Here is a 24,918-nt window from a genome sequence, read left to right on the forward strand (position 1 = left end):
ACAGAGGTTCTACGCGCGTCACCCCGGCGGGCGCGAGACCCGCCCGGTAAAAAACGGGTCAAGCACCCTGAGCCGGGGTTTTCCGGGGCGGTCTCAGTTCATGGTCGCGCCGATGGTGGTGCTGCCCGTCGTCAGGAACGTCGTGGCGGGCAGGGTGCCGCTGGAGCTGCGCGCGTTGTACGTCGTCGAGGCGTCGGTCGACTTGAAGGAGGGGGTGCTGATCCCGCTGTCCCAGTTGTTGCCGGACGAGCTGACCTTGGAGCCCTTGTTGACCGAGCCGCCGCCGTTGCTCACCGCGAGGTTCTTGCCGAGCTTCGCGGAGCTGGTGGCGAAGTAGTAGCCCCACTTGCTGTTGGCGTAGGCGGTGGTGCGGTTGATGACGAGCGCGCCGGTGTTGGAGTTCTCGGTGAAGCCGTTGCCGGCGTTGCCCCAGGCCGCGGAGTTGTTGATGACGTGCGCGACGACCTCGCCGTCGCCGCCCAGCTTGTAGCCGTTGCCGTCGCCCGCGAAGGCGGAGTCGGACCAGCGGTTGACGCCGTTGCCCATGGACCAGGTGTGCTCGACGGTGACGGGCGAGGAGAAGGACCAGAAGTCGATCCCGTCGTCCGAGTTGTTGTAGAGGCGGGCCGCGGTGATGAGGTTGCCGGTGCCGGAGCCGAACTTCACGGCGATGCCGTCGGCGTTCTCGCCGTGGTTGGCGGCGTCGTAGTTGCCGTAGGAGTCGATGTTCCTGACCGTGTTGTTGACGGTCCCGTCGCCGGTGAGCGTGAAACCGGAGTCGCCGCCGTTGATGGTCTTGATGTTGTTCCACACCGTCCCGGTGCAGGACTGGCAGACGACCGCGCTGTCCGGGGAGTTCTGGAAGGTGATGTTGGAGACGTTCCAGTAGTCCGCGGTCAGCTTGAAGATCCAGTCGCCGTCGGGGAGGGACGAGCCGTCGATCTTCACGGTCTCCGAGCCGTACGCGGTGAGCGTGATCGCCGAGGACGAGGTGCCGTTGGCCGTGGACTGGAGGGTGGCCGTCGGGTAGTAGGTGCCGCCGCGCACCTGGATCACGGTGCCCGCGGTGGCGTTCTTGATGGCGTTGGACAGGTCGGTGGAGTTGCTGACGACCACGGTCGCGGCCTGCGCCTGGGTGGGGAGGACGGCGAGGCCCGAGCCGAGCGCGAGGGCGGCCGTGGCGATGAGGGCGGTACGACGAGACATGGAGAGCGGGTCCCTTCTCGTGCGGGTGGGGGGATGGTTCACAGGACGGCGTCGAGCCAGCGGAAGACCTCGTCCTGCATGCGGTCGACGAAGACATGGCAGAGCTCGGGCCAGGTCTTCAGGTGCAACCGCTCCTCGGCGCGGCGGGAGTGCCAGACGGCGCGCAGCTTGTCGTACGCCACGTGGACGCCGTCGGTGGGGAACAGCGGGTCGAGCCCGCCGTTGAAGAACAGCATCGGCCTGGGTGCGGCGATGCTCGCCACGTCGGGGAAGTCGAGGAACCGGGGGAGCCCGGGGTGGAGCATGTAGTAACTGGACTGCCCGCGCAGGGTGTTGTTGCCGGGCACCATCATTTCCTTGAGGCCGGTCATCCAGCAGACGGACGCGGTGGCCTTGATGTGGTCGGTCAGCGCGGCGGTCTGCCATGCGCGGTAGGCGCCCATGGAGAAGCCGACGGCGGCGATCCTCCTGGCGTCCACCCTTTCCAGCCCGGCGAGGTACCCGGCGGCGCGGGCGTCCTCGCGGGCCATGAGTCCGGCAAGGGAGGAGCCGAGGTTGTAGAAGTTGCTTGCCAGCGCCTGCTGCTGGTCGTAGGTGATCGGTCCGCGGTCGCCCCAGCCGAGCGCGTCCGCGCACAGGACGACATAGCCGCGCCGGGCCAGCTCGTCCCCGACGAACCGGCCGCTGAAGTACTTGTCCGTCCAGGCCCGCGCGGAGGCGAGGCGGGTGTCGTCGTACCAGGGCCGGACCAGCTTCTCCTTGCCGATGTCGAACTTCGCCCCGTGGTCGTGGAGCAGCAGCACGGCGGGGAAGGGTCCGGGGCCGTCCGGGGTGAGCAGGGCGGCACGGACACGCTCGTGACGGGTGAGCGAGAGGGTGACCAACTCCCGTGTGTAGCCGTCGCCTTGTGGGCCCCGGTCGAATTCGGCGTCGTACGGCGTCGCGTCCTCGCGGTCGACGAGGAGGTGCTCCTCGACCTTGGCACGAGCGGTCCGTCGCCAGGCGCGGAAGTCACGGACCGGCGAAGTGCCCCAGGCCAGCGGGAAGTCCAACTCGGCCTTGAGCGCCTGATGGAAGTCGGGCAACGGACCGTCCACGACCCCGGCTTCCGCGGGGCTCACCGCTCCCCCGGCCGGCACGGCCGCTCCGGCACCCACGACGAACGCCCGCCGGCCCACCGGGTCACCGGCGCTCATAGGGCCTCCAGTCCCCGAGATACGTCCGCCGGGTGTGCACGGCGGCCTCTCCGGCGGTCAGCTGGGGCCGGTTGTCGGGGACGGAGATCACCGCGCCTGGACCGGAGTTGGCGTACTCCCTAAAGCGCATGGTCTGCCAGGGGTAGGTCTCGCGCATGTTGGTGTAGGGCGCGACCGGGTCGATCCCGGGCCCGATCCGGCTGTTCCGCACCACGAGGGACGGCCAGGCGGTCGTCTCGTACGACGGCACCCAGGGCCGGGCCAGTTTGTACGCCGCGTCCTCGGCTCCGGAGGTGATGCGGGAGCGGACGGCGAGGAAGCCGTACGGGTTGGCGCGGGCGGTGGAGGGGGCGAAGACCATGCCCTTGGGGGTGAAGCCGACGTCCCGCTGGAGGGTGTGGAAGCGGCACTCCTCGAAGACGGCGGTGGCCCGGCCGAAGACGAAGTCGACGTCTCCCTCGATGTGGCAGCGGCGGAAGTACTGCCGGTCGAAGGCGGTGAGCGCGGTCGTCTCGACGAAGAGGGTGTCCTGGTGGGCCAGGAGGCGGACGTTCTCGAAGTGGGTGCGGTCGCCGTAGGTGCAGGCGGCGACCGCCTGGGTGCCGGTGATGTCGGGGTGGTCGGCGCGCAGCCAGTCGTTGGCGAGAGTGAGGTCGCGGACGGTGAGGCCGGGGGCCGCGGAGGTGAAGGTGGCGGAGCCGGCGGTGCCGTAGGTGCCCGAACCGTCGGGCTTGGGGGTGCCGTTGGCGTTGTCGTGGACGATGACGGCGGCTCGGGGGTCACGGACGGCGCCGCGTACGGTCAGCTCCGCCTTGTCCGCCGGGATGCTGACGACCTCGCGATAGGTGCCCGGGTGCACGACGATCGTCCAGCCGGGACCGGTGACCGCGTCGACGGCCGCCTGGACGGAATCGCCGGGGCGGACGTGGAGGACGCGGTGTGTTCCCGCGTGGGCCGGGGCGGACGCCGCCACGACGAGGCCGACACCGGCGCTGATCAGTGCTCGTCGCCGCATGTCAGCACTCCCCCTGCCACGGCTTCCAGTCGCCGAGGCAGGCCTCCCGCGTGGCCGACTCGGCTTGCTGGGCGGTGAGTTGGGGCCGGTTCTCCGGGACGGTGATCCGGGCGCCGGGGCCGGTGTCGCGGTACTCGGCGAAGCGCTGGTTCTGCCAGGGGAAGGCGTCCGACATGTTGGTGTAGGGGGCGGCCGCGTCGATGCCGGGGCCGAGCCAGGTGTCCCGCACCACGAGCGAGGGCCGGGCGGTGGTGTCGGAGCTCGGCACCCACGGGCGGGCCAGCTTGTAGAAGCCGTCGGGCGCTTCGCTGCTGACGCGGCTTCTGGCGACGAGGTATCCGCGTGGGTTGGCCCCAGCTGTCGAGGGCGCGAAGACGAAACCGTACGGCGCGTTCGCCAGGTCGGTCCGGTTCAGGGTCCGGAAGTGGCAGTGCTCGTATACGGCGGTGGCCCGCCCGAAGACGAAGTCGACGTCTCCCTCCACGTAGCAGTGCGAGAAGTACTGGCGGGCGAAGGAGGTGAGGGCGATCGAGTCGGCGTAGAGGGTGTCCTGGTGGCCGAGGAAGCGGCAGTGGTGGAAGGCGGAGCGGTCGCCCTGGACCTTGATGGCGACGGCCTGGGTGCCGGTGATCCCGGGGTGGTCGGCGCGCAGCCAGTCGTTGGCGAAGGTGATCCAGCGGGCGGTGAAGCCGTCGGCCTGGACGGTGGTGGTGGCCGAGCCGGTGGTGCCGTACGTGCCGCCGCCGGGCTTGGGCGTGCCGGCCGCGTTGTCGTAGACGATCACGACATCGCGGGGGTCCTCGGAGGCGCCGATCCAGGTCGCCTCGGTGCGCGTGACGTCGACGGCGACGGTCTCCCGGTAGGTGCCGGGGGCGAGGACGAGGGTCCGGCCGGTGCCGGTGGCGGCGGTGACGGCGTCCTTGACCGTGGTGTGGTCGCCGCGGCCCTTCGGGTCGACGTAGAGGGTCTGCGGGGTGAGCCGGTCGGTGGGGGATCCGAAGCGGCCGAACGGGCGCCGGGCGCCCGCGCGCGCGGGGGCCGTCGCGAGGGCGAGCGCTGCCGCCGATCCGGTGCTCGCGAGCAGGAACCCCCTTCTGGACAGGGGGAGTCGGGTGTGGTGCGAGGGCATGCGGGTGCTCCTTGGACATACGGCTCAGGGGTGGGGTGCCTCGCGTGGGGGGTGAGGTGGGTGGCCGGGGCGGCCGCTGGATTCCGCCCCGGCCGGTCAGGGGGCCGGTGTCAGGACCCGGCCGGTCGAAGGGTGGGTGTCAGCAGTCGCGTCCGGCGCCCGCGCCGCGGCCGACGATCCCGGGCACCTTCTTGGCCGGGTCGACCTTCGTGCGCAGGGTGGGCGTCCAGCCCGCGCCGGACTCCAGGGTCTCGGCGGGGATCTCGGCGTTGTGGACGGCGATCAGGTCGGTGAGCGTGCCGTTGACGTAGTTGTCGGCGGCGGTGAGCGGCGAGACGTTCCACCGCTTGAGCACCTTGGCCGCGCTGATCCCCGCCGGCAGGGTGAACGCGTTGTGCTCGGCGACGAGTCGGGACTCCTTGCCGATGCCGAAGCTGTAGGCGTAGTCGCCGTTCGCGACGAAGTGGTTGTTGTAGGAGTCGACCTGTCCGAAGCGGACGCGGGGTGCGCGCTCGACGAGGTTCGAGAACAGGTTGTGGTGGAAGGTGACCTTGAGCTTGCCCCGGTCCCCGGCCGCCGTGGACTCGCTGTCGCTGTTGCCGATCAGGATCGTCTTGTCGTGCTCGGTGAAGACGTTCCAGGAGGCGGTGACGTAGTTCGCGCCGCGGACGATGTCCAGCTCGCCGTCGTGCTGCTGGTAGAGCATGCCGAAGTAGGTCGGCGCGGCGCTGTCCGGGTGGGAGCCGTCGGTGAAGGTGTTGTGGTCCAGCCAGACATGTGTGGAGCCGTAGACGACGGCGGTGTCGTACTCGGAGTTCCAGTTGCCCTTGTCGCCGTCGGTGGGGTCCCACTGCGGGAAGCAGTCGATGGGGCTCTCGAAGGTGAGGTTGCGGACGATGACGTTGTCGACGGCCTTGATCTGGAGGCTGGCGCCCTTGAACCCGGCGTTCCTGCCGATGCCGATGATCGTGGTGTTGCTCGGGACGTTCACCTTGATCGTCTGGTCCTGTTGGGCGGCGGAGGCGCGGCGCAGGCCCTCGGGGCTGTCGGCGGGCTCGGCGCTCAGGTCGGTGTCCAGTCCCCAGGCCTCGGGCGAGTACTTCGCCAGGTAGGCGTCGAAGTCGTAGCCGGGCGCGGCGAGCGAGTCGCAGCCCTCGGAGACGGCGTCGATGGTCCCCTTCACCTTGATGATCTTCGGTGCGGTGCCGCCGGCGACGAGGGCGGCCTTGAAGCCGGCCCAGTCGGTGACGGTGTGGACGTGGGCGGCGTCGGCGGCCGCGCCTCCGGTGGTGCCGGTGCCGTCGGAGGCCCAGCCGTCACCGGCGGCGAGGGTCTCGCGAGCGTCGTCGTGGCCCTTGGCCTGGGCGGTGGTGCCGGTGACCGCGAGGACCAGGGCGGCGCAGCCGGCCACGGCCGTCACCTTTGTTATGACATGCTCATGCCATCTCTGTGCGTTCATTGTGCGGCTCTCTTTCGACTGCGCAGAAGGAGTGGTCAGGCAGTGGCCGACGACGGCCAGGTGATCCAGGACTCCGGGATCCCGGTGTCGAGCCGGCGCACGTCCCGGGGCGCCAGCACACGGTGACCCAGCAGTTCACGGGCGACCAGACGCGCCACCGCGATGGCACCGGGCGGATTGAAGTGCGTGTTGTCCTGCTCGGTGTCGGTCCAGTTGAAGTACTTCTTGGTCTCCTCGACACCGAGCTTCTGCCACAGGGCGAGCGACAGTGCCTGGATGTCGAGCAGGGCGACCCCCTCCTCGGCGCCGAGCGCGCGCATCGCCGCCGGATAGTCGCCGTGGGTCGGCACGGCGTTGCCGGAGGCGTCGAACTTCCGCCGCTCGACCGAGGTGGCCAGCACGGGCCGGGCACCACGGGCGCGGGCGCCGTCGATGTAGAGGCGCAGATGGTCCTGGTACGTCGTCCAGGGCTCGGTGTAGCGGGCGGGGTCCGCGGTCTTCTCGTCGTTGTGCCCGAACTGGATCAGCAGGAAGTCGCCGGGCCGAATGACGCCGAGCAGGGCATCGAGCCGTCCCTCGTCGACGAAGGACTTCGAACTGCGCCCGTTCACCGCGTGATTGGCGACGGGGAGGTCCTTGTGGAGGAAGAAGGGAAGTGCCATGCCCCACCCGGTTTCCGGGGCGGCGTCGGCGTACTTCTGCGCGGCGGTGGAGTCACCGGCGATGTAGAGAGTGCGGGTCCTGCGCGGAGAGGCGTGCGCGGTGCCGGTCACGCCGGCCGCGAGGGGGACGGCGCCGAGCGCCGCCACGGTGACTTGTCTGCGAGTGAGTGACATTTCAGGTGCACCTTTCCAACCACTAGGGGCGCGGGGACTGCGCGGCCGGCCACCACGAACCCGCGGCCGGCCGCACAGCGATCCCCCGAACTCTCAGCCGTTCTGTTCCTTCCACTCGGCCTGAGCCTTGTTCAGCTGGTCGGCCATGGTGTCCAGGAAGTCCTTGGCGCTCATGTCCCCGAGCAGCACCTTCTGGAAGTTCGGCTCGTTGTCGGCCTTGGAGATCGTGTTCCAGTCGGGCAGGTAGTACGGCAGCTGCACAATCGACGTCGACCCGTCGGTCAACGCGGCCGCGGCGAGCTTCGTCGGCTCGGCCCCCTGAATCCACGCGTCCTTGGCGGCGTCGTTGTTGGACGGCACCTGCCCCGCCGACTTGTTGAACTTCGAGTTCTCCGCGTGCGAGGTGGCGAACTCGATGAACTTCCAGGCGGCGTCCTTGTTCTTCGAGCTCTTGAACACCCCGAGCCCGTCGACGGGGTTGGACACCTGGACCCGCTTGCCGGACGAGCCGACCGGCTGCGGAATACCCCGGAACTTGTCGGCCCCGAGCGCCTTCACATGGTCCTGGTACGAGCCCAGGTTGTGGTTCAGCATCCCGATCGTGCCGGAGTCCCACTGGGCGACCATCTTGGTGAAGTCGTTGTTGAGGTCGGCCGCCGGAGTGTCCTTCTTGTACAGCGCCGCGTACTTCTCCAGCGCCGCCACGTTCTTCGGGTCGTTGAGGGTGGTCTTGTCACCGTTCCAGAAGGAGGTGATCCCGCTCTGCCCGTACGCGGCGTCCAGGGCCTGGGCGATGGACCCGGCCCCGCCGCGGATGGTGTAGCCGAACTCGTTCTTCTTGGCGTCGGTGAGCTTGGCCGCGGCGTCGTAGAACTTGTCCCAGGTCGTCGGCTCGTCGAGGCCGGCCTTCTTGAACAGGTCGGTCCGGTAGTACAGCACACCGTTGTTGGCGGAGGTGGGGATCGAGTACAGGGTCCCGTCGCCGCCGCCCGCCGCCTTCAGCGAGGCCACCATGTTCTCGTTGAGCTTGCCGTTCAGGGAGGAGCCCGCGAGCCGGTCGTCCAGGGGCTCGAGGGCGTTCTGGGCGGAGAACCCGGCGAGCATGGCCGCGCCGACACCACCGACGTCCGGCAGGCCGCCGCCCTGGATGGCGGTGTCGACCTTGGACTGGTACTCGGTGGAGGCGATACCGACGTACTCGACCTTGATGTCGGGGTTCGCCTTCTGGAAGTCGGCGATGACCTCCTTCCAGACGTCGGTGCGCACACCGCCGTTGTTGTCCCAGAAGACGATCTTGCCCTTGCCGCTGCCCTCCTCGCCCTTGTCACCGCCGGCTCCGCTGCCGTCGTCACCGCAGGCGGTGGCGGTCAGCGCCAGGACGGACCCGAGGGCGACGGCTGCGGCAGCGCGCCTGCTTCTGCGGATGCTGATCTTCATTGGTCGGCTCTCTTCTTCTTCTGGTTCCAGCGGAGAAATGAAGGTGTGGGGGGAGGTCAGCGGTGGGTGTGGGGGGCCCAGCCGTCGGTGCCCTTGAGGTAGTTCGTGACGGTGTACGTCCGCGCGTCGGCGGCGGCGAGCTGCGGCCGGTCGGCGCTCGGGGTCGCGCCGGGACCGACGTTGCGGTACTCGGCGAACCGCGCGTCCTTCCACGAGAAGCCGCTCATGTCGGTCCATGGAGCGGACTTCACGGCGGCCGGCAGCTCGGTGTCACGAATCAGCACCTGGGCCACGGCGGCGGGTTCACCGCCGGGGTGCCAGGGCCGTCCCAGATGGAAGGTCCCGGCGGGCGCGTCGCTCACGATCCTCGACCGGGTGATCAGGAACCCGTACGGATTGCCCGTCCAGGTCGAAGCGGCCGTGATGTAGCCGTTGTTGGAGTCCGAGCCCCGGCTCAGCGCCCGGATCACCGACCGCTCGATCACCGTCGTCGCCCGGCCGTAGACGAAGTCGACATCGCCCTCGATGTACGAGTCGCGGAGGTAGACCCGACTGATCACGTCCAGCTTGGGGCTGTCGGTCATCAGGGTGTCCTGGTTGCCCAGGAAGGCGGTGTCCTCGAAGACGATCCGGTCGCCGGTCGTCTTCATCGCGAGGGCCTGCTCGCCCTTCAGCTCGACCGCTGCCTCGTCGAAGTCGTTGCTGAAGGTGAGGTGGCGGGCGGTGACGTCGTTCGCGGCGATCCGGACCGTCGCGCTGCCCGTCGAACCGCCGTACTCGGCGGGGGTGTCGTGGACGATGACGGTGTCGGACCGGTCCTGTCCAGTCCCCTGGAGCACGATGTTCGGCTTGGTCGCCGGGATGTACACCTTGGCGCGGTAGGTGCCGGGCGCGACGGCGATCGTCACCGGTTCGGCGTTCCGGTCGGGCACGGCGTCCACGGCCGCCTGCACGGTCGGGTGGTCACCGGGGACGTGCAGGGTCACCCCGATCCGCTGCTGCGGCCCGGAGAAGCGGGACACCAGCGCGGGCACGGCGGCGGCCGGGTCCAGCCGGTAGTCGTAGAAGGAGCGCGGGTCGAACGCCGTGCCCCAGGCGTCGGTCCGTCCGGTCGTCCTCCGCAGGATCGAGCCGCGCTGCACCAACTCGGCGGTGGCGTCGGCCTGGTAGGGGTGCTGGACGCCGTCGTAGAAGCTGTTCTCGATGACCATGCGGGTCCTGCCGCGCGCCCAGTTCCCGTACGTCCACACCGGGTCGCCGTCGGCGACCTGGGACGACAGGTAGTTGTTGTAGAGGTGGGCGTAGGCGAGGTTGTCCGCGGAGGGGTTGCGCTGCTTGGTGCCGCGGAACCAGTTGTGGTCGATTGTCATCTCGGTCAGGACGTTGGTGGTCCAGCCGATCCCCATCGCCTTGTTGTGGTGCGTGAACTGGTTGTAGGAGACGGTGATGTACCGGCTGTCCTTGCGGATGTCGAGCAGCCCGTCGCCCATGTGCGTGAAGCGGTTGTGATCGATCCAGACGTGGTCGACGGTGTCCATCTGGACGGCGTCGAAGTCGGTGGTCTTGCCGTCCCAGTCGCCCTCGACGTACGAGTCGCGGATGGTCAGGTTGCGGATGATCACGTTGTGCGTACCTGGGTTGAGGTGCAGCTCTCCGTGGACGATCTCGCCGGTGTCACCCACGCCGATGAGCGTCTTGTCCGAGCCCACGACGATGTCCGAGCCGAAGGGCTGCACGGCTATCGCACCCGAGACCCGGATGACGTACGGCTCCTCGGCCGCCGCGTACTTCGCCAGCGAGGCCTGGTCGGTGACGGTGACGACCTTGCCGCCGGCCCCTCCGGTGGTGCCACCGGCGAGGGAGGCGAAGCCGTGGGCGCGGTCGCTCCAGCGGTCGCCGTCGGCACGGTCGCTCCGGCTGTCGCCATGGGCACGGTCGCTCCGGCTGTCGGTCGCGCGGTCGACCGGAGTCCTTTCGACAGCGGCGGCCCTGGACTGCCCGATCGCCCCGAGGCTCAGCGCGGCCACCAGGCCGAGCACAGCGGCCAGGACCTTGCCGTATCCCGGTCTCTGCAAGCGCTTGCTACGAAGGTGCTGCGTCATTGCGGCTCCCAACAGGCTTACGGGTTCGGTGCGTTACAGGTGGTCGATCCTGAACTGCGAGAAGGTTGCCGCCCCGGCGTGTCCGCCTCCGAGGGGGGCGAGGGCGAACAGTCCGAGCAGGGCTCCGACCCAGCGCCAGGGGGTGGCGGCGAAGACCGGGCCCGAGGGGCGGAGGCCCTCGCCGATGTCGTACCGGAAGCGGCACCGCGCCCCCGCGCCGATCTCGATCCGCAGCCGCGCACGCCCGTCGGGGGCCATGCGGGGACGGTCGGCGTCCCGCTCCTGCTCGGCGACGCCCTCGGCGAACCGGTGCACGAGCTGGACGCTCCCGTCGGCCCCGCGCTGGAGCCCGATCCAGCCGAAGGCGTCCCCGAGGACGGCGAGTCCGGCCCGTGCGCCCGGTTCCTCACTGTGCAGGCGCAGTTGCACCTCGACGGCCGAGGGCGTGCCGGGCAGCCGCTGGGTGAGGATGTTCGGCAGTCTGCGCAGGTCGTGCGCGTCGGCGGAGCGGACGCAGGTCAGCCGCAGTCCGTCGCCCGAGTGGTGTGTGGCCCAGCCGGGCTGCGGGTTGGCGGTCCACTGCCACTGGCGGCCGAAGCGTCCGCCGGGGAAGTCGTCGCCGGTGGCGGGCGCCGCGTCCGGCTGCGGCGGAAGGTCGGGCCTTGCGTGTACGGCGACGGGGGCGCCCTCGTCGCCGAGCACCGGCCAGCCGTCCTCGCCCCAGCGCATCGGCTGGAGGTGGACGACCCTGCCGTAGGCGCCCTTCTGCTGGAAGTGCAGGAACCAGTCCTGGCCGGACGGGGTGCGCACCCAGCCGCCCTGGTGCGGCCCGTTGACGTCGGTGTCCTTCTGCTCCAGGACGACCTTCTCCTCATAGGGCCCGAAGAACCCGCGCGAGCGGAAGGCGCCCTGCCAGCCGGTCTCCACTCCCCCGGCCGGGGCGAGGATCCAGAACCAGCCGTCGTGCTTGTACAGCTTGGGGCCTTCGAGGGTGAACCAGCCCGGGATCCGGTCGCCGTCGACGATCAGCTTGCCCTCGTCGAGGAGTTCGAGGCCGTCGACGTCCATCCGATGGCCGGTGAGACGGTTCTTGACGCCGGAGCGTGACCTGGCCCAGGCGTGCACGAGGTAGGCCTCGCCGCTCTCCTCGTCCCACAGCGGGCAGGGGTCGATCAGGCCCTTGCCCGACTTGAGGAGGTGCGGGCGGGTCCAAGGTCCCCTGACACCGGGGGCGTTGATCTGGAAGATTCCCTGGTCGGGGTCGCCCCAGAAGATCCAGAACCGTTCGTCGTGGTAGCGCAGCGAAGGCGCCCAGACCCCGCAGTCGTGCCGTGGCCTGGTGAACTCCCCCGCAGGTTCCAGGCGTTCGAGGGCGTGGCCGACCAGGGTCCAGTTGACGAGGTCGCGGGAGTGCAGCAGCGGCAGGCCCGGGACGCGGCCGAAGCTGGAGGCGGTGAGGTAGAAGTCGTCGCCCACGCGGACGACGTCGGGGTCGGACCAGTCGGCGTTCAGGACCGGGTTCGTGTACGTCACCGGCGGCGCCGGGTTCGGGTGTGTCACTGGCTGACCGCCTTGCGTACCAGGGCCGCCGCTTCCGGCCCGGGCAGGCGCCCGTCGGCCACGACGGTGACGATCCGCCGTACGACGGTCTCGCCGGGCGGGATCGGCAGCCGCTCCTCGGACGCCAGCGACGAGCCCACGCCCGGGTACTCGCCGGCCCGCACGAACCAGGGGTCCTTGCGGGTCCGGTCGGTGGCCCCGGCGAAGACGAGTGTCCAGGTGGCGCCGGTCAGGGCGACCCAGTCGGCGCGGGTGCCGTGGATCGCCGACTCGCCCTCGCGGTCGACGGTGAACACCTCGGGTGCCGCGGCCTCCTTCCGGGCCCGCCAGAAGAAGCCGCCGTAAGCCGCGCCCGGGCGGCCGTTGGTGGCCGGGCTGCCGATGGACAGGGGGCCCTGGGTGACGTTGGTGAAGGAGAAGGTGAAGTCCAACGCCCAGGCGGTGGCGGTCAGTTCGGCGGCCGCTACGGTACGCCGCTCGCGCAGCAGCTCGGTTCCCGAGGCGACCCAGCGCAGCTCCTCCACGAAGCCGTCGGGGTCGAGGAGCTGGAAGGAGTTGTGGCGCTGGGCGCCGTGGTTGTCGAGCTCGGTCGGGCCCTGGTCGCGGACGTAGGTGCGCCCGCCCCAGAAGTTGTGCCCCTCGACGTCGGGAACGGCGACACCGACGCCGAGGTGGTGGAGGTGGTCGGCGGGGCCGAGTTCGGTGACCGCCGTGCCGGCCAGGGTGGTGACGGGGTGCAGATAGGGGCGCGGGGAGAGCCGGGCGGGCAGCTCGGGCCGGGTGACGTAGCGGCCGACCGGGCGGCCCGCGACACGCAGGACCGGGGAATCGGGGGTCGTCATGTGCTCACCTCGTTCGCGTCGTGTGGTCGGGCCCAGTCGGCGCCCAGCTCGGAGTAGAGGGCGAGGCTGTCGGCGGCGGCCGCGACGAGTCCGTCGATGCCGGGGACGACACGGCGGTCCTCGTCGGGGAGCAGGTGCCAGGCCGTGGCCGGGAGGGGGGTCGGGTCGGGGGCCAGCCGGATCGCCTCGACGACCTTCATGAAGGCGCCGGTCACCTCGGGGACGACCAGCAGCTCGTCGCCGTCGGTGACGTGGTCGACCAGGTTCTCCAGCAGGTCGGTGCGGCCGTACTCGTACTCCTCGGGGCCGTGCCCGGCCCGCTGGAGCAGCACGCGGTCCTGCTTGTACCAGTAGGTGATCCGGCCGCGGCTGCCGTGCACGACCACGTACGGCTCGTCGGGGTCCTCGGCGCACAGGGTCGCGGCGACGGTGACCGGGAGGCCGTTCGCGGTGGTGACGCGGACGCAGGAGGTGTCGTCGGACTCGATGTCGTTGGCGCGCTGCAGCTCGGTCTCGATGCGGGTGACGTCCTCGGCGCGGGTCGTGCCGTTCAGGGCGAGCGCGGTGGCGACCGCGTGCGCGAGCGGGTTGGTCAGCACGCCGTCGATCACGTCGACGCCGTTCATCCGCCGCTTGCCCGCCCAGGGCGCACGCCGGTAGTACGTCTGTGCGCGCGCCCAGGCACCGGCTCCGCCGATCCCGGTCACCTCGCCGATCGCGCCCTCCTCGACCAGTTCGCGGATCGCGGGCACGGCGTGCGAGCCCAGCGACTGGAAGCCGATCTGGCAGGCGACACCGGCCGCGGCGACGCCGTCGGCCATGCGGCGGAACTCGGCGTAGGAGGGGGCGGGGGGCTTCTCCAGCAGGATGTGCACGCCCCGCCCGGCCGCCGCGAGCGCCAGGTCCGTGTGGGTCGGGATCGGGGTGCAGATCACCGCGATCGTCGCGCCCGTCGAGTCGAGGAGCGCGCCGAAGTCGGCGGACTGCGCCGGGGTGCCCAGTCCTTCGGGGAGCTCGTCCGCGGTCAGCGGGGTCAGTTCGCAGATCCCCGCCAGTCGTACGATCCCCTTGTCCTGAAGCCGGCGGATGTTCTCCAGGTGCCAGCGGCCGTGGCCGCGCGCACCCGCCAGGACGATGTCTACGGTGCTCATGGGATCCTCCCTGCGCCCGCGCCGCGCGCCACCTGTCGGTCGGCCGTCTCGGCGCTGTCGATCTTTGTGTGCAGGGTAGGCGGCCGGCCGACGTCCGCCGTGAGATCGCGCCCACTGCCGGAGTTGTAGGCGTTGTGGACGGCGAGCAGGTCCACCGGACAGCCGTTGAAGAGGGTGCCGGTCTGGTGCAGCGCGGAGCCGTTCCAGCTCTTGACCAGGTCGGCGGCCTCGATGTGGCCGGGGGTGTGGAAGGCCTTGTTCTCGGCACCCACGCGCGAAGCCACGACCGACTGCCCCCGCACCCCCTCGCCCGGACCCGGGACCGGATCGGTCCGATCACCGGTGCCCGACCCGGAGGCGAGCCGTTCCCGTGGGGTCGCGGCCCGTCGCGCCGTCGTCTCGGTGCCGGTCCGGTCGGTCGGGTCGCCGGGCGTCCCGGACGTCCCCGCGTCGTTCCTCCGCAGGAGCACGCGGCCCATGGCCCGCCCCTCGGCCCGGACGAGGACACCCACGAGGCCCAGCACCACGCCGGCCACCGCGATCCGACGGAGTCTCATCCCTTCACCGCCCCCGCGCTGAAGCCCGTGATGAGCCACTTCTGGATGAAGGCGAACACGATCACCACGGGCACCGCGGCGATGATGCCGCCGGCGGCCAGCGCGCCGAGGTCGACGCTGTCCGCGCTCATCAGGGTGTTGAGGCCGACCGGGATCGTCTGCTTGTCCTGGTTGTTGAGGAACATCAGGGCGAACAGGAAGTGGTTCCAGGAGTGCACGAAGGCGAAGGAGCCGACGGCGATCAGACCGGGCCGCAGAAGGGGCAGCACGACGATCCTGAAGGACGTCATCCTGTTGCAGCCGTCGACCCAGGCCGCCTCCTCCAGGGAGTACGGCACGTTCTTGATGAAGTTGCTGATCAGGATCATCGACAGCGGCAACTGGAAGACCGTCTCGGCGATGATGACACTGCCCAGCGAGTTGATCATCTTCAGCTCGGCGAAGATCTCGAAGAGCGGCACCAGCAGCAGCGCGCCCGGCACGAACTGGGAGCACAGCAGGGCCAGCATGAACGCGTTCTTGACCTTGAAGTCGAACCGGGCGAGGGCGTAGCCGCCGGCCAGCGCGACCAGGGTCGTCATCACCAGCGTGGCGAGACCGACGTACACGCTGTTCTCGAAGTACGTGCCGAATGACCGCTCCGTCCACACCTTCTCGAAGTGGTCGAAGGTGATCGGCCAGGGCACGAGCGAGGTCGAGCCGGCCGGGCGCAGCGCGAAGAGGAGGATCCAGTAGAAGGGGATGAGCGTGAAGACGAGGTAGATCGACAGCGGTGTGTAGATCTGCCAGCGCGGGACCTCGTCCCAGGAACGGCGCTGCTTGACCGAGCGCGGCGGTTCGGGTGTCTCGCGCACGGGCGCAGGTGCGACCTCCGTGGCCTCCTTGGTGATCACTTGGAACCGCCTCCGAACTTGCTCAGGCGCAGGTACACCATCGAGCAGAAGAGCAGGATCACGAACGCGACCGTGGTCAGGGCCGACGCGTAGCCGAAGTTGTGGGCGTCGACGCTGGTGTTGGCGATGTAGAGCGGGAGGGTGGTCGTCTCCCCCGCGGGGCCGCCGCCGGTCAGGGTGTAGAGCAGGTCGACGTTGTTGAACTCCCACACCGCCCGCAGCAGCGTGGACAGGATGATCGCGTCCTTCAGATGGGGCAGCGTGATGTGCCAGAACTGCTTGAAGCGGCTGGCCCCGTCGACCTCGGCGGCCTCGTACAGGTCCTTCGAGACGGACTGGAGGTCGGCGAGGATGAGGATCGCGAAGAAGGGGACACCGCGCCACAGGTCGGCGACGACCGCCGCCGAGAAGACGGTGGAAGTGTCCGACAGCCAGCTGGTGCCGTAGGAGCCGATGCCCATGTCGGCGAGGTAACGGGTGATGCCGGTCTGGGAGTTGTAGAGCAGCACCCAGATCGCGGAGGTCAGCACTCCGGAGACGGCCCACGGGGAGAAGACGAGCGCGCGGCCCATCGCCCGGCCCACGAAGGTCTGGTTGACGATCAGTGCGAGCGCCAGTCCGAACAGCAGCTGGAGTCCGACCTCGACGAGGACCCACTTGGCGCTGAAGGTCAGCGTGTCCCAGAACTGCGGGTCCTCGGTGAAGATGTGGACGAAGTTGTCGAAGCCCGCGTACCCGTTCCGCCACGGCTTGGTGGGGTTGTAGTTCTGGAGGCTGTAGTAGAAGACGCTGATGACCGGGTAGGCGATGAAGCCCAGCATCAGCAGGGCCGCCGGCGCGATCAGCAGGTACGGCAGTCTGCGCGGTGTGGCGGAGGCACGGCGCCGCCGGGGTGGCGCGGGCGGTTTCGCCACGGCTGCGGCTTGGGCCATGACAGGGTCTCCGTTCTCGGTACGGCTCGGTGCGGCTTGCTTTCGTGGCGCAGGAAGCGCTTTCTCGATGTGCGGAGGTCGGCCCCGGTGCGCGGTGCGGGTGCCTCTTGCTGTGGTGTGGCGGGTGCGGGTCGTCGTGGGTGCTCGCGCAGTTCCCCGCGCCCCTGGGTGGGACAGGTCAGCCTGCGTAGGGATCCGGGACCTTGCCCGACCTCGCCAGGAACTCGAAGTCGCAGCCGGTGTTCGCCTGGGTGATCTGGTCGTTGTACAGGGCGCCGTAGCCGCGCTCGTATCGGGTGGGCGGTGGCGTCCACTCCGTGCGTCGGCGCTCCAACTCCTCGTCGTCCACGTTGAGTTGGAGGGAGCGTGCCTCGACGTCGAGGGTGATGCTGTCCCCCGTCCGTACGAGGGCCAGCGGGCCGCCGACGTACGACTCGGGCGCGATGTGCAGCGCACACGCGCCGTAACTCGTGCCGCTCATCCGGGCGTCGGAGATGCGGACCATGTCCCGCACGCCCTGCTTGAGCAGGTGGTCGGGGATGGGGAGCATGCCGTACTCGGGCATGCCGGGGCCGCCCTTGGGACCGGAGTTGCGCAGCACCAGCACACTGTCCGCGGTGATGTTCAGCTCCGGGTCGTTGATGGTGCGTTGCATGGTCCGGTAGTCGTCGAAGACGACCGCGGGCCCGGTGTGCTTGAGCAGGTGCGGCTCGGCGGAGATGTGCTTGATGACGGCGCCGTCCGGGCAGAGGTTGCCGCGCAGGACGGCGACCCCGCCCTCGCTCGCGACCGGGTTCTCGCGGGTGCGGATGACGTCGTCGTCGTGGACGACCGCACCCTCCACCTGCGCGCCCAGGGTGCCGTTCACCGTCGGCCGGTCCGGATGGAGCAGGTCGGTGATCCGGGAGAGGAAGGCGGGCAGACCGCCGGCGAAGTAGAAGTCCTCCATCAGGTAGGTCTGTCCGCCGGGCCGGACGTTCGCCAGCACCGGGACCGTGCGGGCGATGCGGTCGAAGTCGTCCAGGGTGAGCGCGACCCCGCAGCGCCCCGCCATCGCGATCAGGTGGATGACCGCGTTGGTGGAACCCCCCAGCCCGAGCACCGCGGTGACGGCGTCCTCGAAGGCCTCGCGGGTGAGGATCTCGGACGGCCTGAGCCCGGTCCAGGCGAGCTCCACGGCACGTCGGCCGGAGGCAGCGGCCATCCGCTCGTGCGCGGAGTCGACGGCCGGGATCGAGGACGCACCCGGCAGGGTCATGCCAAGAGTTTCCGCCGCGGCGGTCATCGTGGACGCGGTCCCCATGGTCATGCAGTGGCCCGGTGAACGCGCCAAACCGCCCTGGAGCTCCCGCAGTTCACAGTCCGTCAGATTGCCCGCGCGATGCTCGTCCCAGTACTTCCACATGTCGGTGCCGGACCCGAGGGTCTCGCCCCGCCAGTGCCCCGGCAGCATCGGCCCCGCGGGCACGAAGATCGAGGCGACATCGGCCGAGGCCGCGCCCATGAGCAGCGCCGGCGTCGACTTGTCGCAGCCGCCAAGCAGCACCGCCGCGTCGATCGGATACGACCGCAGCAGTTCCTCGGTCTCCATCGCGAGCAGATTGCGGTAGAGCATCGGGGTGGGCTTCTGGTACGTCTCCGAGAGCGTGGCGACCGGGAATTCGAGCGGGAAGCCGCCGGCCTGCCACACCCCGCGCTTGACGGCTTCGGCGCGCTCGCGCAGATGGACGTGGCAGGGGTTGATGTCGGACCACGTGTTGAGGACGGCGATCACCGCGCGGCCCCGGTACTCCTCGTCCTCGTAACCGAGCTGGCGCATGCGGGCGTTGTGCGACCAGGTCCGCAACTGGCCCTCGGTGCCGTACCACTGGTGGCTGCGCAGTTCCTCCGGCCTCATGCGCTCCCTGTCCGTCATATCGACCACCCGGCGGCTATGGCGGCGACCTCGGAGCGCTGGGACTCGGGCAGCTCGCGGCTGGGCGGGCGGACCTCGCGACGGCACAGGCCGAGCGAGGCGAGGGCCTCCTTGACGACGGTGACGTTGTCGGCGGAGCCGTTCGCCGCGCGGAGTTCCTCGAAGCGGCGGATCTGCTCCCAGACCTTCATGGCGGCCGCGTAGTCACCGGATCGAAGCGCTTCGATCATGTTCAGCGAGACGGCCGGGGCGACGTTCACCAGCCCGGAGGTGAAGCCGGTGGCGCCCGCGGAGAAGTAGGAGGGCGCGTACGGCTCGGCGAGCCCGGCGACCCACACGAAGCGTTCGAGTCCCGCGTCCCGCGCGAAGGCGGCGAACCGGGCCGCGTCCGGGACGGCGTACTTCACCCCGATCACGTTCGGGCAGGCGTCGGCGAGTTCGGCGAGGCGCTCGCCGGTGAGCTGGGCGTTGCGGATGTACGGGACGACCCCGAGCTCCGGGACGGCCGAGGCGATCGCGCGGTGGTAGTCGACCCAGCCGTGCTGCGAGACATAGGGATGGACGGGCTGGTGGACCATGACCATGCCCGCGCCGAGCTCCCGGGCGTGCCGGGCGGAGGCGACGGCGGTGGGGACGTCGTGCCCGACGCCGACGAGGATGTCCGCCCGGTCCCCGGCCTCCTCGACCGTCAGCTCCGTGACGAGGCGGCGCTCCTCGGGGCTGAGGGCGTAGAACTCGCCGGTGTTCCCGTTGGGGGTGAGGGTGGTGATGCCCCCGTCGAGCAGCCGGCGCAGCAGGGCCCGATGGGTGTCCTGGTCGACGGTGCCGTCCTCGGCGAACGGGGTCACCGGGATCGCGACCACGTCGGCCAGGGCGGCCCGCTGGGTCAGATGGGCCTCGCTGCTCATTCCTGACCTTCCTGGTCCAGCACTCCGGGGAACGCTCGTTCGACGAAGGACGCGATGTGGGCGTGCAGGGCGCGGGCGGCGCCGTCCGCGTCGCCGTCCAGGGCGAGCCGCAGGATCTCCCGGTGCTCGCCGGCCTCCCGGTCCCAGGAGGGCGAGGCGGCCCAGGCGACCGCGGAGACCAGAGCGGCCTGGTCGCGGACCTCGTCAAGCATCCGGCCGAGCAGCGGGTTGCCGCAGGGCAGGTAGAGCGCGCGGTGGAACTCCCGGTTGGCGAGGGAGCGTTCGGCGGTGTCGGTGGCGTCGTCGGCCTTGGTCAGGGCGTCGCGGGCGGCGTCGAGGGAGGCCCCTCGCCGTACCGCCCGCTTCAGCGCCTCGGGTTCGAGGAGCAGGCGGACGTCGTAGACCTCGCGCGCCATGTCCGCGTCCACCATGCGCACCGTGACGCCCTTGTACTGGCTCATCACGACGAGCCCGGTCCCGGCCAGGGTCTTGAGCGCCTCGCGCACCGGGGTCTTGGACACCCCGAACTGTGCGGCGAGTTCGGTCTCCACCAGGGCCTGACCAGGCGTCAGGCGCCCGGTGAGGATGCGGCGTTTGATCTCCTCCAGCACGTACTGCGTGCGGGAGGGGATCGGCGTGGGCACAGAGGTCATGCGCGCCTCTCGGATCTCGCGTATCGGATCTTGCGTATCTGATCTCGCGTATCGCGTCTCATATATGACGTACGAAGTACGACGGGTTGAAGGTAGGAGGACGGTGTTGTTTCGTCAATGCTTCCGGCAAAGGAAGTTGAAGTTGCGGTGAAGACGCGTCAGACGAGCCGGATGGCGCCCTCGAAGGCCGTACTGGTGCGCCCGGCGAACGCGACGGCCGCGCGGGTGGTGGCCGCTTCCCTGGTGAGCGTGGGTCCGACGTGGGTGACGAGCAGTTCGCGCACCCCGGCCTTGCGGGCGATGTCGCCGGCGTCCTCGGGAGTCAGATGGACCTGATCGCCCCCGCGATGACGGTCGATGTCCGCCTCGCACAGGAACACGTCCGATTCCGAGGCGAGTTCGACGAGGGCCGCGCAGGGCCCGCTGTCCCCGGAGTACGCGAACACGCGTCCTGCGCACTCGGCGCGCAGCCCGTACGCCTCGACGTCGTGCGCCACGGCCCGGGAGGCGAGCCGGAGGTTCCAGTGCCGCACGGCATGGCCGTCGTACAGGGGATGGAAGTCGAGGATGCCGTCGAGGAAGCGCACGTCGGAGCGCCCGAAGAACCCGGCGAGCCGATGGGCGCAGCCCGGCGGCGCGTACACCGGGATCGGGGCGGGCGGGGTGAGTCCGCCGTACGCGAAGGCGTACACGGCGGCGAGCAGATCGGCGATGGGGGCACCGCCCGGTCGAGCGAAGCCGAGACTGGGGGAGGTCGGCGTGCAGAGGGGAGATCCAGATCGCCGTCAGCCGGGAGGGGTCCGTGTGCCGCTGCAACTCCGCGAAGGTGCCGGGCCCGGCGTCCACCCACACCTCGGCGCCCCCGCCGCGCAGCAGATAGCCGGAGCAGGGGCGGCCCGGCGCGGGGTGCGGGGAGGCGGTACCGAGGACGGTGAGACCGAGGGGCGGCATGGTGGGGAGCGTACGGTCCCGGCCTGCCGCCCGCCGCCGGTTTCCGTTCCTCTACGGCACGCTCGTACCGGCGTCTACGGCGTCCAGGCCGGGTTGCGCCCGCTGAGCCCGACCGCCCGGTCCAGCAGCGGCGCGTCCTCGGGCACCGGGACGACGGGGCCGAAGATGGCGTCCCGGCTCGGGTCGTCGGCCGAGGCGCGGAGGAAGTCGTACGACACCTGGAGCGCGGCGGGGTCCGGGTCGTAGGGCTGTCCGGTGGCCCGGGCCAGGTCCCAGCCGTGGACGACCAGTTCGTCGACGGCCACGGCGGCGGCGACCTCTCCGGGCAGGTCGACACCGCCCGCGCGGGTCATACCGGTCCAGGCGGCCGGGTCGCGCCAGGCCTCGGCGAGTTCGTCGAGGACCTTGGGGAGCTCCTCGCGCCAGCCGGGACCGATGTCCGGGACGGAGTCGGTCGGCGGGGTGTCGGTGGTGGCGCCGAGGTCCTTGCGGGCGGCGTCGCGGAAGGCGGCGGAGAGGCCGAGCAGATGGCCGAGCATGTGGCGCACCGCGAGCTCCGGGCAGGGTGTCGGGTGCGCCAGCTGGTCATCGGTGACGCCCTCGGCCAGCAGGGCGATGACGCGTGTCTGCGGTCCGAGGTCCAGGGGCGGGACGGTCATTCGGTGCTCCTCACGGTGTCCGGGCAACGGTTGCCGGTGTCGTCAGGGGTAGACCGTCCCCGCCGCGAGAACTCATCGCCCGGTATCTAGGGCACCTGCCCCATCCCACGCCCGGGGCCTTAGACCCACGATGTCCAGGCATGACGAAGACATCGGCGGTCCTGCGCGATCGCAACGGCAGGCTCTTTCTCACCGGGGTGGTCGTCTCCGGTTTCGGCACCTCGGCCCTGTGGCTCGTGTCCGGCGTCTGGGTCAAGGACCTCACCGGCTCGGACGGCCTGGCCGCGCTGTGCATGCTCGCGATGTGGGCACCGACCCTGGCGGGCCCCCTGCTCGGGGCACTGGCCGACCGAGTCCGCCGCAAACCCCTGCTGATCGGCGGCAGCCTCCTGCTCGCGGCCCTCCTCCCGGCCCTCGTCGCCGTCGACACCCCCGGCCGCGTGTGGCTCCTCCTTGTGGTCCTTCTCGTGTACGGCACGGTGGGCGTGGTCCATGACGCGGCGGAGTCGGCCCTGGTCGCCGGCGCCGTCCCGCCGCCCCTGCTCGGCGACTTCAACGGTCTGCGGATGGCCGTCACCGAGGGCATGAAGCTGGTGGCCCCCCTGGCGGGAGCGGGGCTGTACGGGCTCTACGGCGGTCCGGGCGTGGCACTGCTGGACGCGCTCACGTTCGTACTGGCCGCGGGGCTCTACGCCGGCCTGCGGGTCCGCGAGAGCCGACCGGGCCTCCTCGCGGCGACGGCGTCGGGAACGCCCGGCCGCGCACCGGCCGCCGGGACGGAACCGCAGCCGTCCGCGTCCGCCTCCTCCCCCGCCGACAGCCGTCCGAGCCCGTCCGGGCGCACCTCCCTGGCCGCCGGAACCCGGCACCTGTGGACGCACCCGCGCCTGCGCCCGCTGGTCCTGGCCGGCGGCGCCACCATGCTGTTCGCGGGGCTCAACGGCGCGCTGCTGTACGCCGTGATCGACGGACTCGGCCGCTCCCCCGCGTACGCCGGTGCGCTGTACGCCGTCCAGGGCGCCGGTTCGATCGCGGTGGGGCTGCTCTCCGGGCCCACCCTGCGGCGGCTGGGCGAGCGCAGGTACGCCGCGTACGGCATCGCGGTGACCGCGGTGGCCGCCGGGCTTCGGGCGGTCCCGTCCGACCCGCTGGCCCTGGCGTGCAGCGCGGCCATCGGCGCGGGGCTCCCCTGTGTGCTGATCTCCGCGCTCACCGCCGTGCAGCGCGAGACCCCGGACGCGCTGCTGGGCCGTGCCGTCGCGACGGCCCAGACGCTGGTGTACGCCCCGAACGCGCTCGGTCTCGCGGCGGGCGCGGCCCTGGTCGAACTGGTCGACCAGCGGCCGCTGTCGGCCGTCCTCGGCGTGGCCTGGCTCGCCGTGTCGGTCCCGCTGTTTCAGAGGCCGGCGAGCACCTCGCGGACCGCGTCCAGGTCGCCGTCCGACGCCAACCCGGCGTGATAGAGCCGTACTTCGCTCGCCCCTGCCTGCCGCGCGCGGGCCACGTCCGCGGCGAGGGTGCCGGGGCTGCCGTCCATCTGCGAGACGACGGGGAAGTTGGCGGCCACGACCGCGTCCTCGCGGGCCCGGGCGAAGGGCGTGAGCAGCTCCGGCCCGCCCGCGCAGGGCACGACGACGCCGTCCGCGACGGACAGGATGTGCTCGGGGTCGACACCCGGGTTGGCACCGACGTGGTACGTCACGGGGTCGGCGTGCAGCAGGATCTGGAAGCCCTCGGGCGCGGCCGCGCGGACCGCGCGGACGGCCGTCTCCTGGAGCGTGCGGGCGGTCTCGTCGCGCCACGCGCGCGTGGCCGCGGCCGTGTCGGCGCCGAGCAGCTTCTCGACCCCGGCCCAGTCCCCGTCGTCCGGCGCGCCCCGCCACAGCGGCTCCAGGGCCGCCCGTACCGCGGCGGCGAGCGCGTCGGCGTCCAGCCCCTGCTCGCCGTACCCCTCGCGGCAGGTCCCGCAGAAGCAGAGCGCCATGAGGTACATCCCGGCGTCGCCGAGGGGCACCCCGCCGGTCTTGTCGTGGGCGTGCAGGTGCTGGAGGCCGTACCAGCCGAGGGACTCCAGTTCGGTGCCGGCCGCGCCCGGGCGCAGCGCCGCCTCGACGGCGAGGTCGACGAGGTACGCGCGCGTGCCGGGCTGTGCGATGCAGGGGGCCCACGGGTAGCGGTCGCCGTAGGCGTTGACGACGGAGGTGTCCGGATGCTCGGCGCCCAGGCGGGAGTTGTGGGCGAGGACGACCCAGGTGTGCACGTCGAGGCCCGCCGCGGAGAGCTGCGCGGCCGCCTCCCCGAAGGCGTCGCCGGGCGCCCAGTCGCCGGCCGCGTAGGGGCGCAGCGCGCGCCCTTCCCAGCGAGCGTCCGTCGGATACAGCACGGCCGCGTGCTCGGCGGTGACGATGCGGTGGCGCGGATGGCGGGGGGTCAGGGCGCGCGTGGAGTGGTAGGCGGAGGCGAGGGTCGCCTGCCGCACGCCGAGTCCCGCGATGCGGGCCGCGGCCTCCGGGTCTCCGTTGACGTCCCAGGGGTAGACGAACGTCGCCGCCTTCACTGTGCCTCCCCCAGGAGCGCGTAGCCGCGCTCGATGATCTCCGCGAGCTGTTTCACATGATCCTCGCCCGGCTCGTGCAGCGGCGGGCGCACCTCGCCCACGTCGAGGCCCCGCATCCGGACCCCTGCCTTCACCAGGGAGACCGCGTACCCGCGGCCACGCGCGCGCAGTTCGACGAAGGGACGGTAGAAGCCGTCGAGCAGACGGTCGGCCGTGGCCCGGTCGCCGTCGGTGAGCGCGCGGTGAAAGGCGAGGGCGATCTCGGGGGCGAAGCAGAAGACGGCCGAGGAGTACAGGGGCACACCGATGGCGCGGTAGGCCAGCTGGGTCTGCTCGGCGGTCGGCAGTCCGTTGAAGTAGAGGAAGTCGCCGGGCGCCTCGGTGCGCACCGCGCTGACGATCCGCTGCATCAGGTCGAGGTCGCCGAGGCCGTCCTTGAGGCCGATGATCCCCTCGGTGCGGGCCAGTTCGACGACGGTCTCGGGGGTGAAGACGGCGTTGTCGCGCTGGTAGACGATCACCGGGAGCGCGGTCGCCGCGGCCACCTCCTGGTAGTGCCGCAGCAGCCCCTCCTGCCCGGCGACGACGAGGTACGGCGGCATGGCGAGCAGTCCGTCGGCCCCGGCGGCCTCGGCCAGTCGCGCGTACCGTGCGGCGAGCGCGGTGCCGTATCCGGCGCCGGCCACCACCGGCACCCGCCCCGCCGTCTCCTCGACGGCCGCCCGGACGCAGGCCTCGAACTCCTCGGGCGTGAGCGCGTGGAACTCCCCGGTGCCGCAGCAGGCGAACACGGCCGCGGCGCCCGAGTCGACGCCTTGGCGTATGTGGGCGCGATACACATCGAGGTCGACGGATCCGTCCGGGCCGTAGGCGGTGACGGGGAAGAACAGCGGCCCGCTGGGGATGCCGAGTCGATGGGCGAGGGCGGCGGACGACGTCACAGGCTCTCCCTAGAAATGG

Annotated in this window: 20 protein-coding genes and 2 pseudogenes; 1 reads left to right on the plus strand and 21 read right to left on the minus strand. The window is 70.9% G+C overall.

The window, feature by feature from the left end; translation table 11 throughout:
* Positions 1-93 precede the first annotated feature (93 nt).
* From IOD14_RS32440 to IOD14_RS32530, 19 genes and pseudogenes are all read right to left on the minus strand, one after another.
* A complete protein-coding gene (locus tag IOD14_RS32440; RefSeq protein ID WP_212672212.1) occupies positions 94-1,206 on the minus strand; it encodes a chondroitinase-B domain-containing protein in 1,113 nt (370 codons plus the stop codon).
* A gap of 38 nt (positions 1,207-1,244) precedes the next feature.
* On the minus strand, positions 1,245-2,402 hold the full coding sequence (locus IOD14_RS32445; RefSeq protein ID WP_212672213.1) for a dienelactone hydrolase family protein: 1,158 nt from the start codon (positions 2,400-2,402) through the stop codon (positions 1,245-1,247).
* Complete coding sequence (locus IOD14_RS32450; RefSeq protein WP_212672214.1) at positions 2,389-3,417, minus strand: pectinesterase family protein; 1,029 nt, start codon at positions 3,415-3,417, stop codon at positions 2,389-2,391. The genes IOD14_RS32445 and IOD14_RS32450 overlap by 14 nt, the downstream gene beginning before the upstream one ends.
* Position 3,418: 1 nt before the next feature.
* A complete protein-coding gene (locus IOD14_RS32455; RefSeq protein WP_212672215.1) occupies positions 3,419-4,546 on the minus strand; it encodes a pectinesterase family protein in 1,128 nt (375 codons plus the stop codon).
* A gap of 139 nt (positions 4,547-4,685) precedes the next feature.
* The gene (locus tag IOD14_RS32460) at positions 4,686-6,005 is read right to left on the minus strand and encodes a pectate lyase (RefSeq protein ID WP_212672216.1); all 1,320 of its coding nucleotides are present in this window, start codon (positions 6,003-6,005) and stop codon (positions 4,686-4,688) included.
* A gap of 35 nt (positions 6,006-6,040) precedes the next feature.
* On the minus strand, positions 6,041-6,841 hold the full coding sequence (locus IOD14_RS32465) for a rhamnogalacturonan acetylesterase (RefSeq protein WP_123988370.1): 801 nt from the start codon (positions 6,839-6,841) through the stop codon (positions 6,041-6,043).
* A gap of 93 nt (positions 6,842-6,934) precedes the next feature.
* The gene (locus tag IOD14_RS32470) at positions 6,935-8,278 is read right to left on the minus strand and encodes a sugar ABC transporter substrate-binding protein (protein WP_212672217.1); all 1,344 of its coding nucleotides are present in this window, start codon (positions 8,276-8,278) and stop codon (positions 6,935-6,937) included.
* A gap of 56 nt (positions 8,279-8,334) precedes the next feature.
* Positions 8,335-10,380: a pectinesterase family protein gene (locus IOD14_RS32475; protein WP_212672218.1), complete on the minus strand. Its 2,046-nt coding sequence runs from the start codon at positions 10,378-10,380 to the stop codon at positions 8,335-8,337.
* A 33-nt stretch (positions 10,381-10,413) separates the two neighbouring features.
* Positions 10,414-11,940, minus strand: coding sequence for a glycoside hydrolase 43 family protein (locus IOD14_RS32480; protein WP_249126116.1), 1,527 nt, complete (start codon positions 11,938-11,940; stop codon positions 10,414-10,416).
* Complete coding sequence (locus tag IOD14_RS32485) at positions 11,937-12,782, minus strand: PmoA family protein (protein ID WP_123988373.1); 846 nt, start codon at positions 12,780-12,782, stop codon at positions 11,937-11,939. Before IOD14_RS32485 ends, IOD14_RS32480 begins: the two co-directional genes overlap by 4 nt.
* Positions 12,779-13,933, minus strand: a complete 1,155-nt coding sequence (locus tag IOD14_RS32490; protein ID WP_123988374.1) for a Gfo/Idh/MocA family oxidoreductase — start codon at positions 13,931-13,933, stop codon at positions 12,779-12,781. Before IOD14_RS32490 ends, IOD14_RS32485 begins: the two co-directional genes overlap by 4 nt.
* Positions 13,930-14,217, minus strand: a pseudogene (locus tag IOD14_RS32495) (pectate lyase); the annotation flags it as partial. The pseudogene IOD14_RS32495 and the gene IOD14_RS32490, both read right to left, overlap by 4 nt.
* A 269-nt stretch (positions 14,218-14,486) precedes the next feature.
* Complete coding sequence (locus IOD14_RS32500) at positions 14,487-15,383, minus strand: carbohydrate ABC transporter permease (RefSeq protein ID WP_123988375.1); 897 nt, start codon at positions 15,381-15,383, stop codon at positions 14,487-14,489.
* Entirely contained in the window at positions 15,380-16,315 is a 936-nt protein-coding gene (locus tag IOD14_RS32505; RefSeq protein ID WP_123988376.1) for a sugar ABC transporter permease, read from the minus strand. Before IOD14_RS32505 ends, IOD14_RS32500 begins: the two co-directional genes overlap by 4 nt.
* Positions 16,316-16,493: 178 nt before the next feature.
* Positions 16,494-18,230 (minus strand): L-arabinonate dehydratase, encoded by a 1,737-nt coding sequence (gene araD / locus IOD14_RS32510; protein WP_212672219.1) that lies wholly within the window; start codon positions 18,228-18,230, stop codon positions 16,494-16,496.
* Positions 18,227-19,138 carry a dihydrodipicolinate synthase family protein gene (locus tag IOD14_RS32515; RefSeq protein ID WP_123988378.1) on the minus strand — a complete coding sequence of 304 codons (912 nt, stop codon included), beginning with the start codon at positions 19,136-19,138 and terminating at the stop codon, positions 18,227-18,229. The genes araD and IOD14_RS32515 overlap by 4 nt, the downstream gene beginning before the upstream one ends.
* The gene (locus IOD14_RS32520; protein ID WP_031044780.1) at positions 19,135-19,791 is read right to left on the minus strand and encodes a GntR family transcriptional regulator; all 657 of its coding nucleotides are present in this window, start codon (positions 19,789-19,791) and stop codon (positions 19,135-19,137) included. Before IOD14_RS32520 ends, IOD14_RS32515 begins: the two co-directional genes overlap by 4 nt.
* A 158-nt stretch (positions 19,792-19,949) precedes the next feature.
* A pseudogene (locus IOD14_RS32525) lies at positions 19,950-20,742 on the minus strand (MBL fold metallo-hydrolase).
* A gap of 74 nt (positions 20,743-20,816) precedes the next feature.
* Positions 20,817-21,401, minus strand: a complete 585-nt coding sequence (locus IOD14_RS32530; RefSeq protein ID WP_123988379.1) for a TIGR03086 family metal-binding protein — start codon at positions 21,399-21,401, stop codon at positions 20,817-20,819.
* A gap of 140 nt (positions 21,402-21,541) precedes the next feature.
* Here IOD14_RS32530 and IOD14_RS32535 point away from each other — a divergent pair, with 140 nt between their 5' ends.
* Positions 21,542-22,861, plus strand: a complete 1,320-nt coding sequence (locus IOD14_RS32535; RefSeq protein ID WP_212672220.1) for an MFS transporter — start codon at positions 21,542-21,544, stop codon at positions 22,859-22,861.
* Here the strand turns inward: IOD14_RS32535 and IOD14_RS32540 are convergent.
* Positions 22,798-23,958 carry a hypothetical protein gene (locus IOD14_RS32540; protein WP_123988381.1) on the minus strand — a complete coding sequence of 387 codons (1,161 nt, stop codon included), beginning with the start codon at positions 23,956-23,958 and terminating at the stop codon, positions 22,798-22,800. The genes IOD14_RS32535 and IOD14_RS32540 overlap by 64 nt on opposite strands.
* On the minus strand, positions 23,955-24,899 hold the full coding sequence (locus tag IOD14_RS32545) for a 5-dehydro-4-deoxyglucarate dehydratase (RefSeq protein WP_212672221.1): 945 nt from the start codon (positions 24,897-24,899) through the stop codon (positions 23,955-23,957). The genes IOD14_RS32540 and IOD14_RS32545 overlap by 4 nt, the downstream gene beginning before the upstream one ends.
* Between the last annotated feature and the right edge of the window lie 19 nt (positions 24,900-24,918).

Origin of the sequence: Streptomyces sp. A2-16, assembly GCF_018128905.1 — a bacterium.
Taxonomy (GTDB): Bacteria; Actinomycetota; Actinomycetes; order Streptomycetales; family Streptomycetaceae; genus Streptomyces.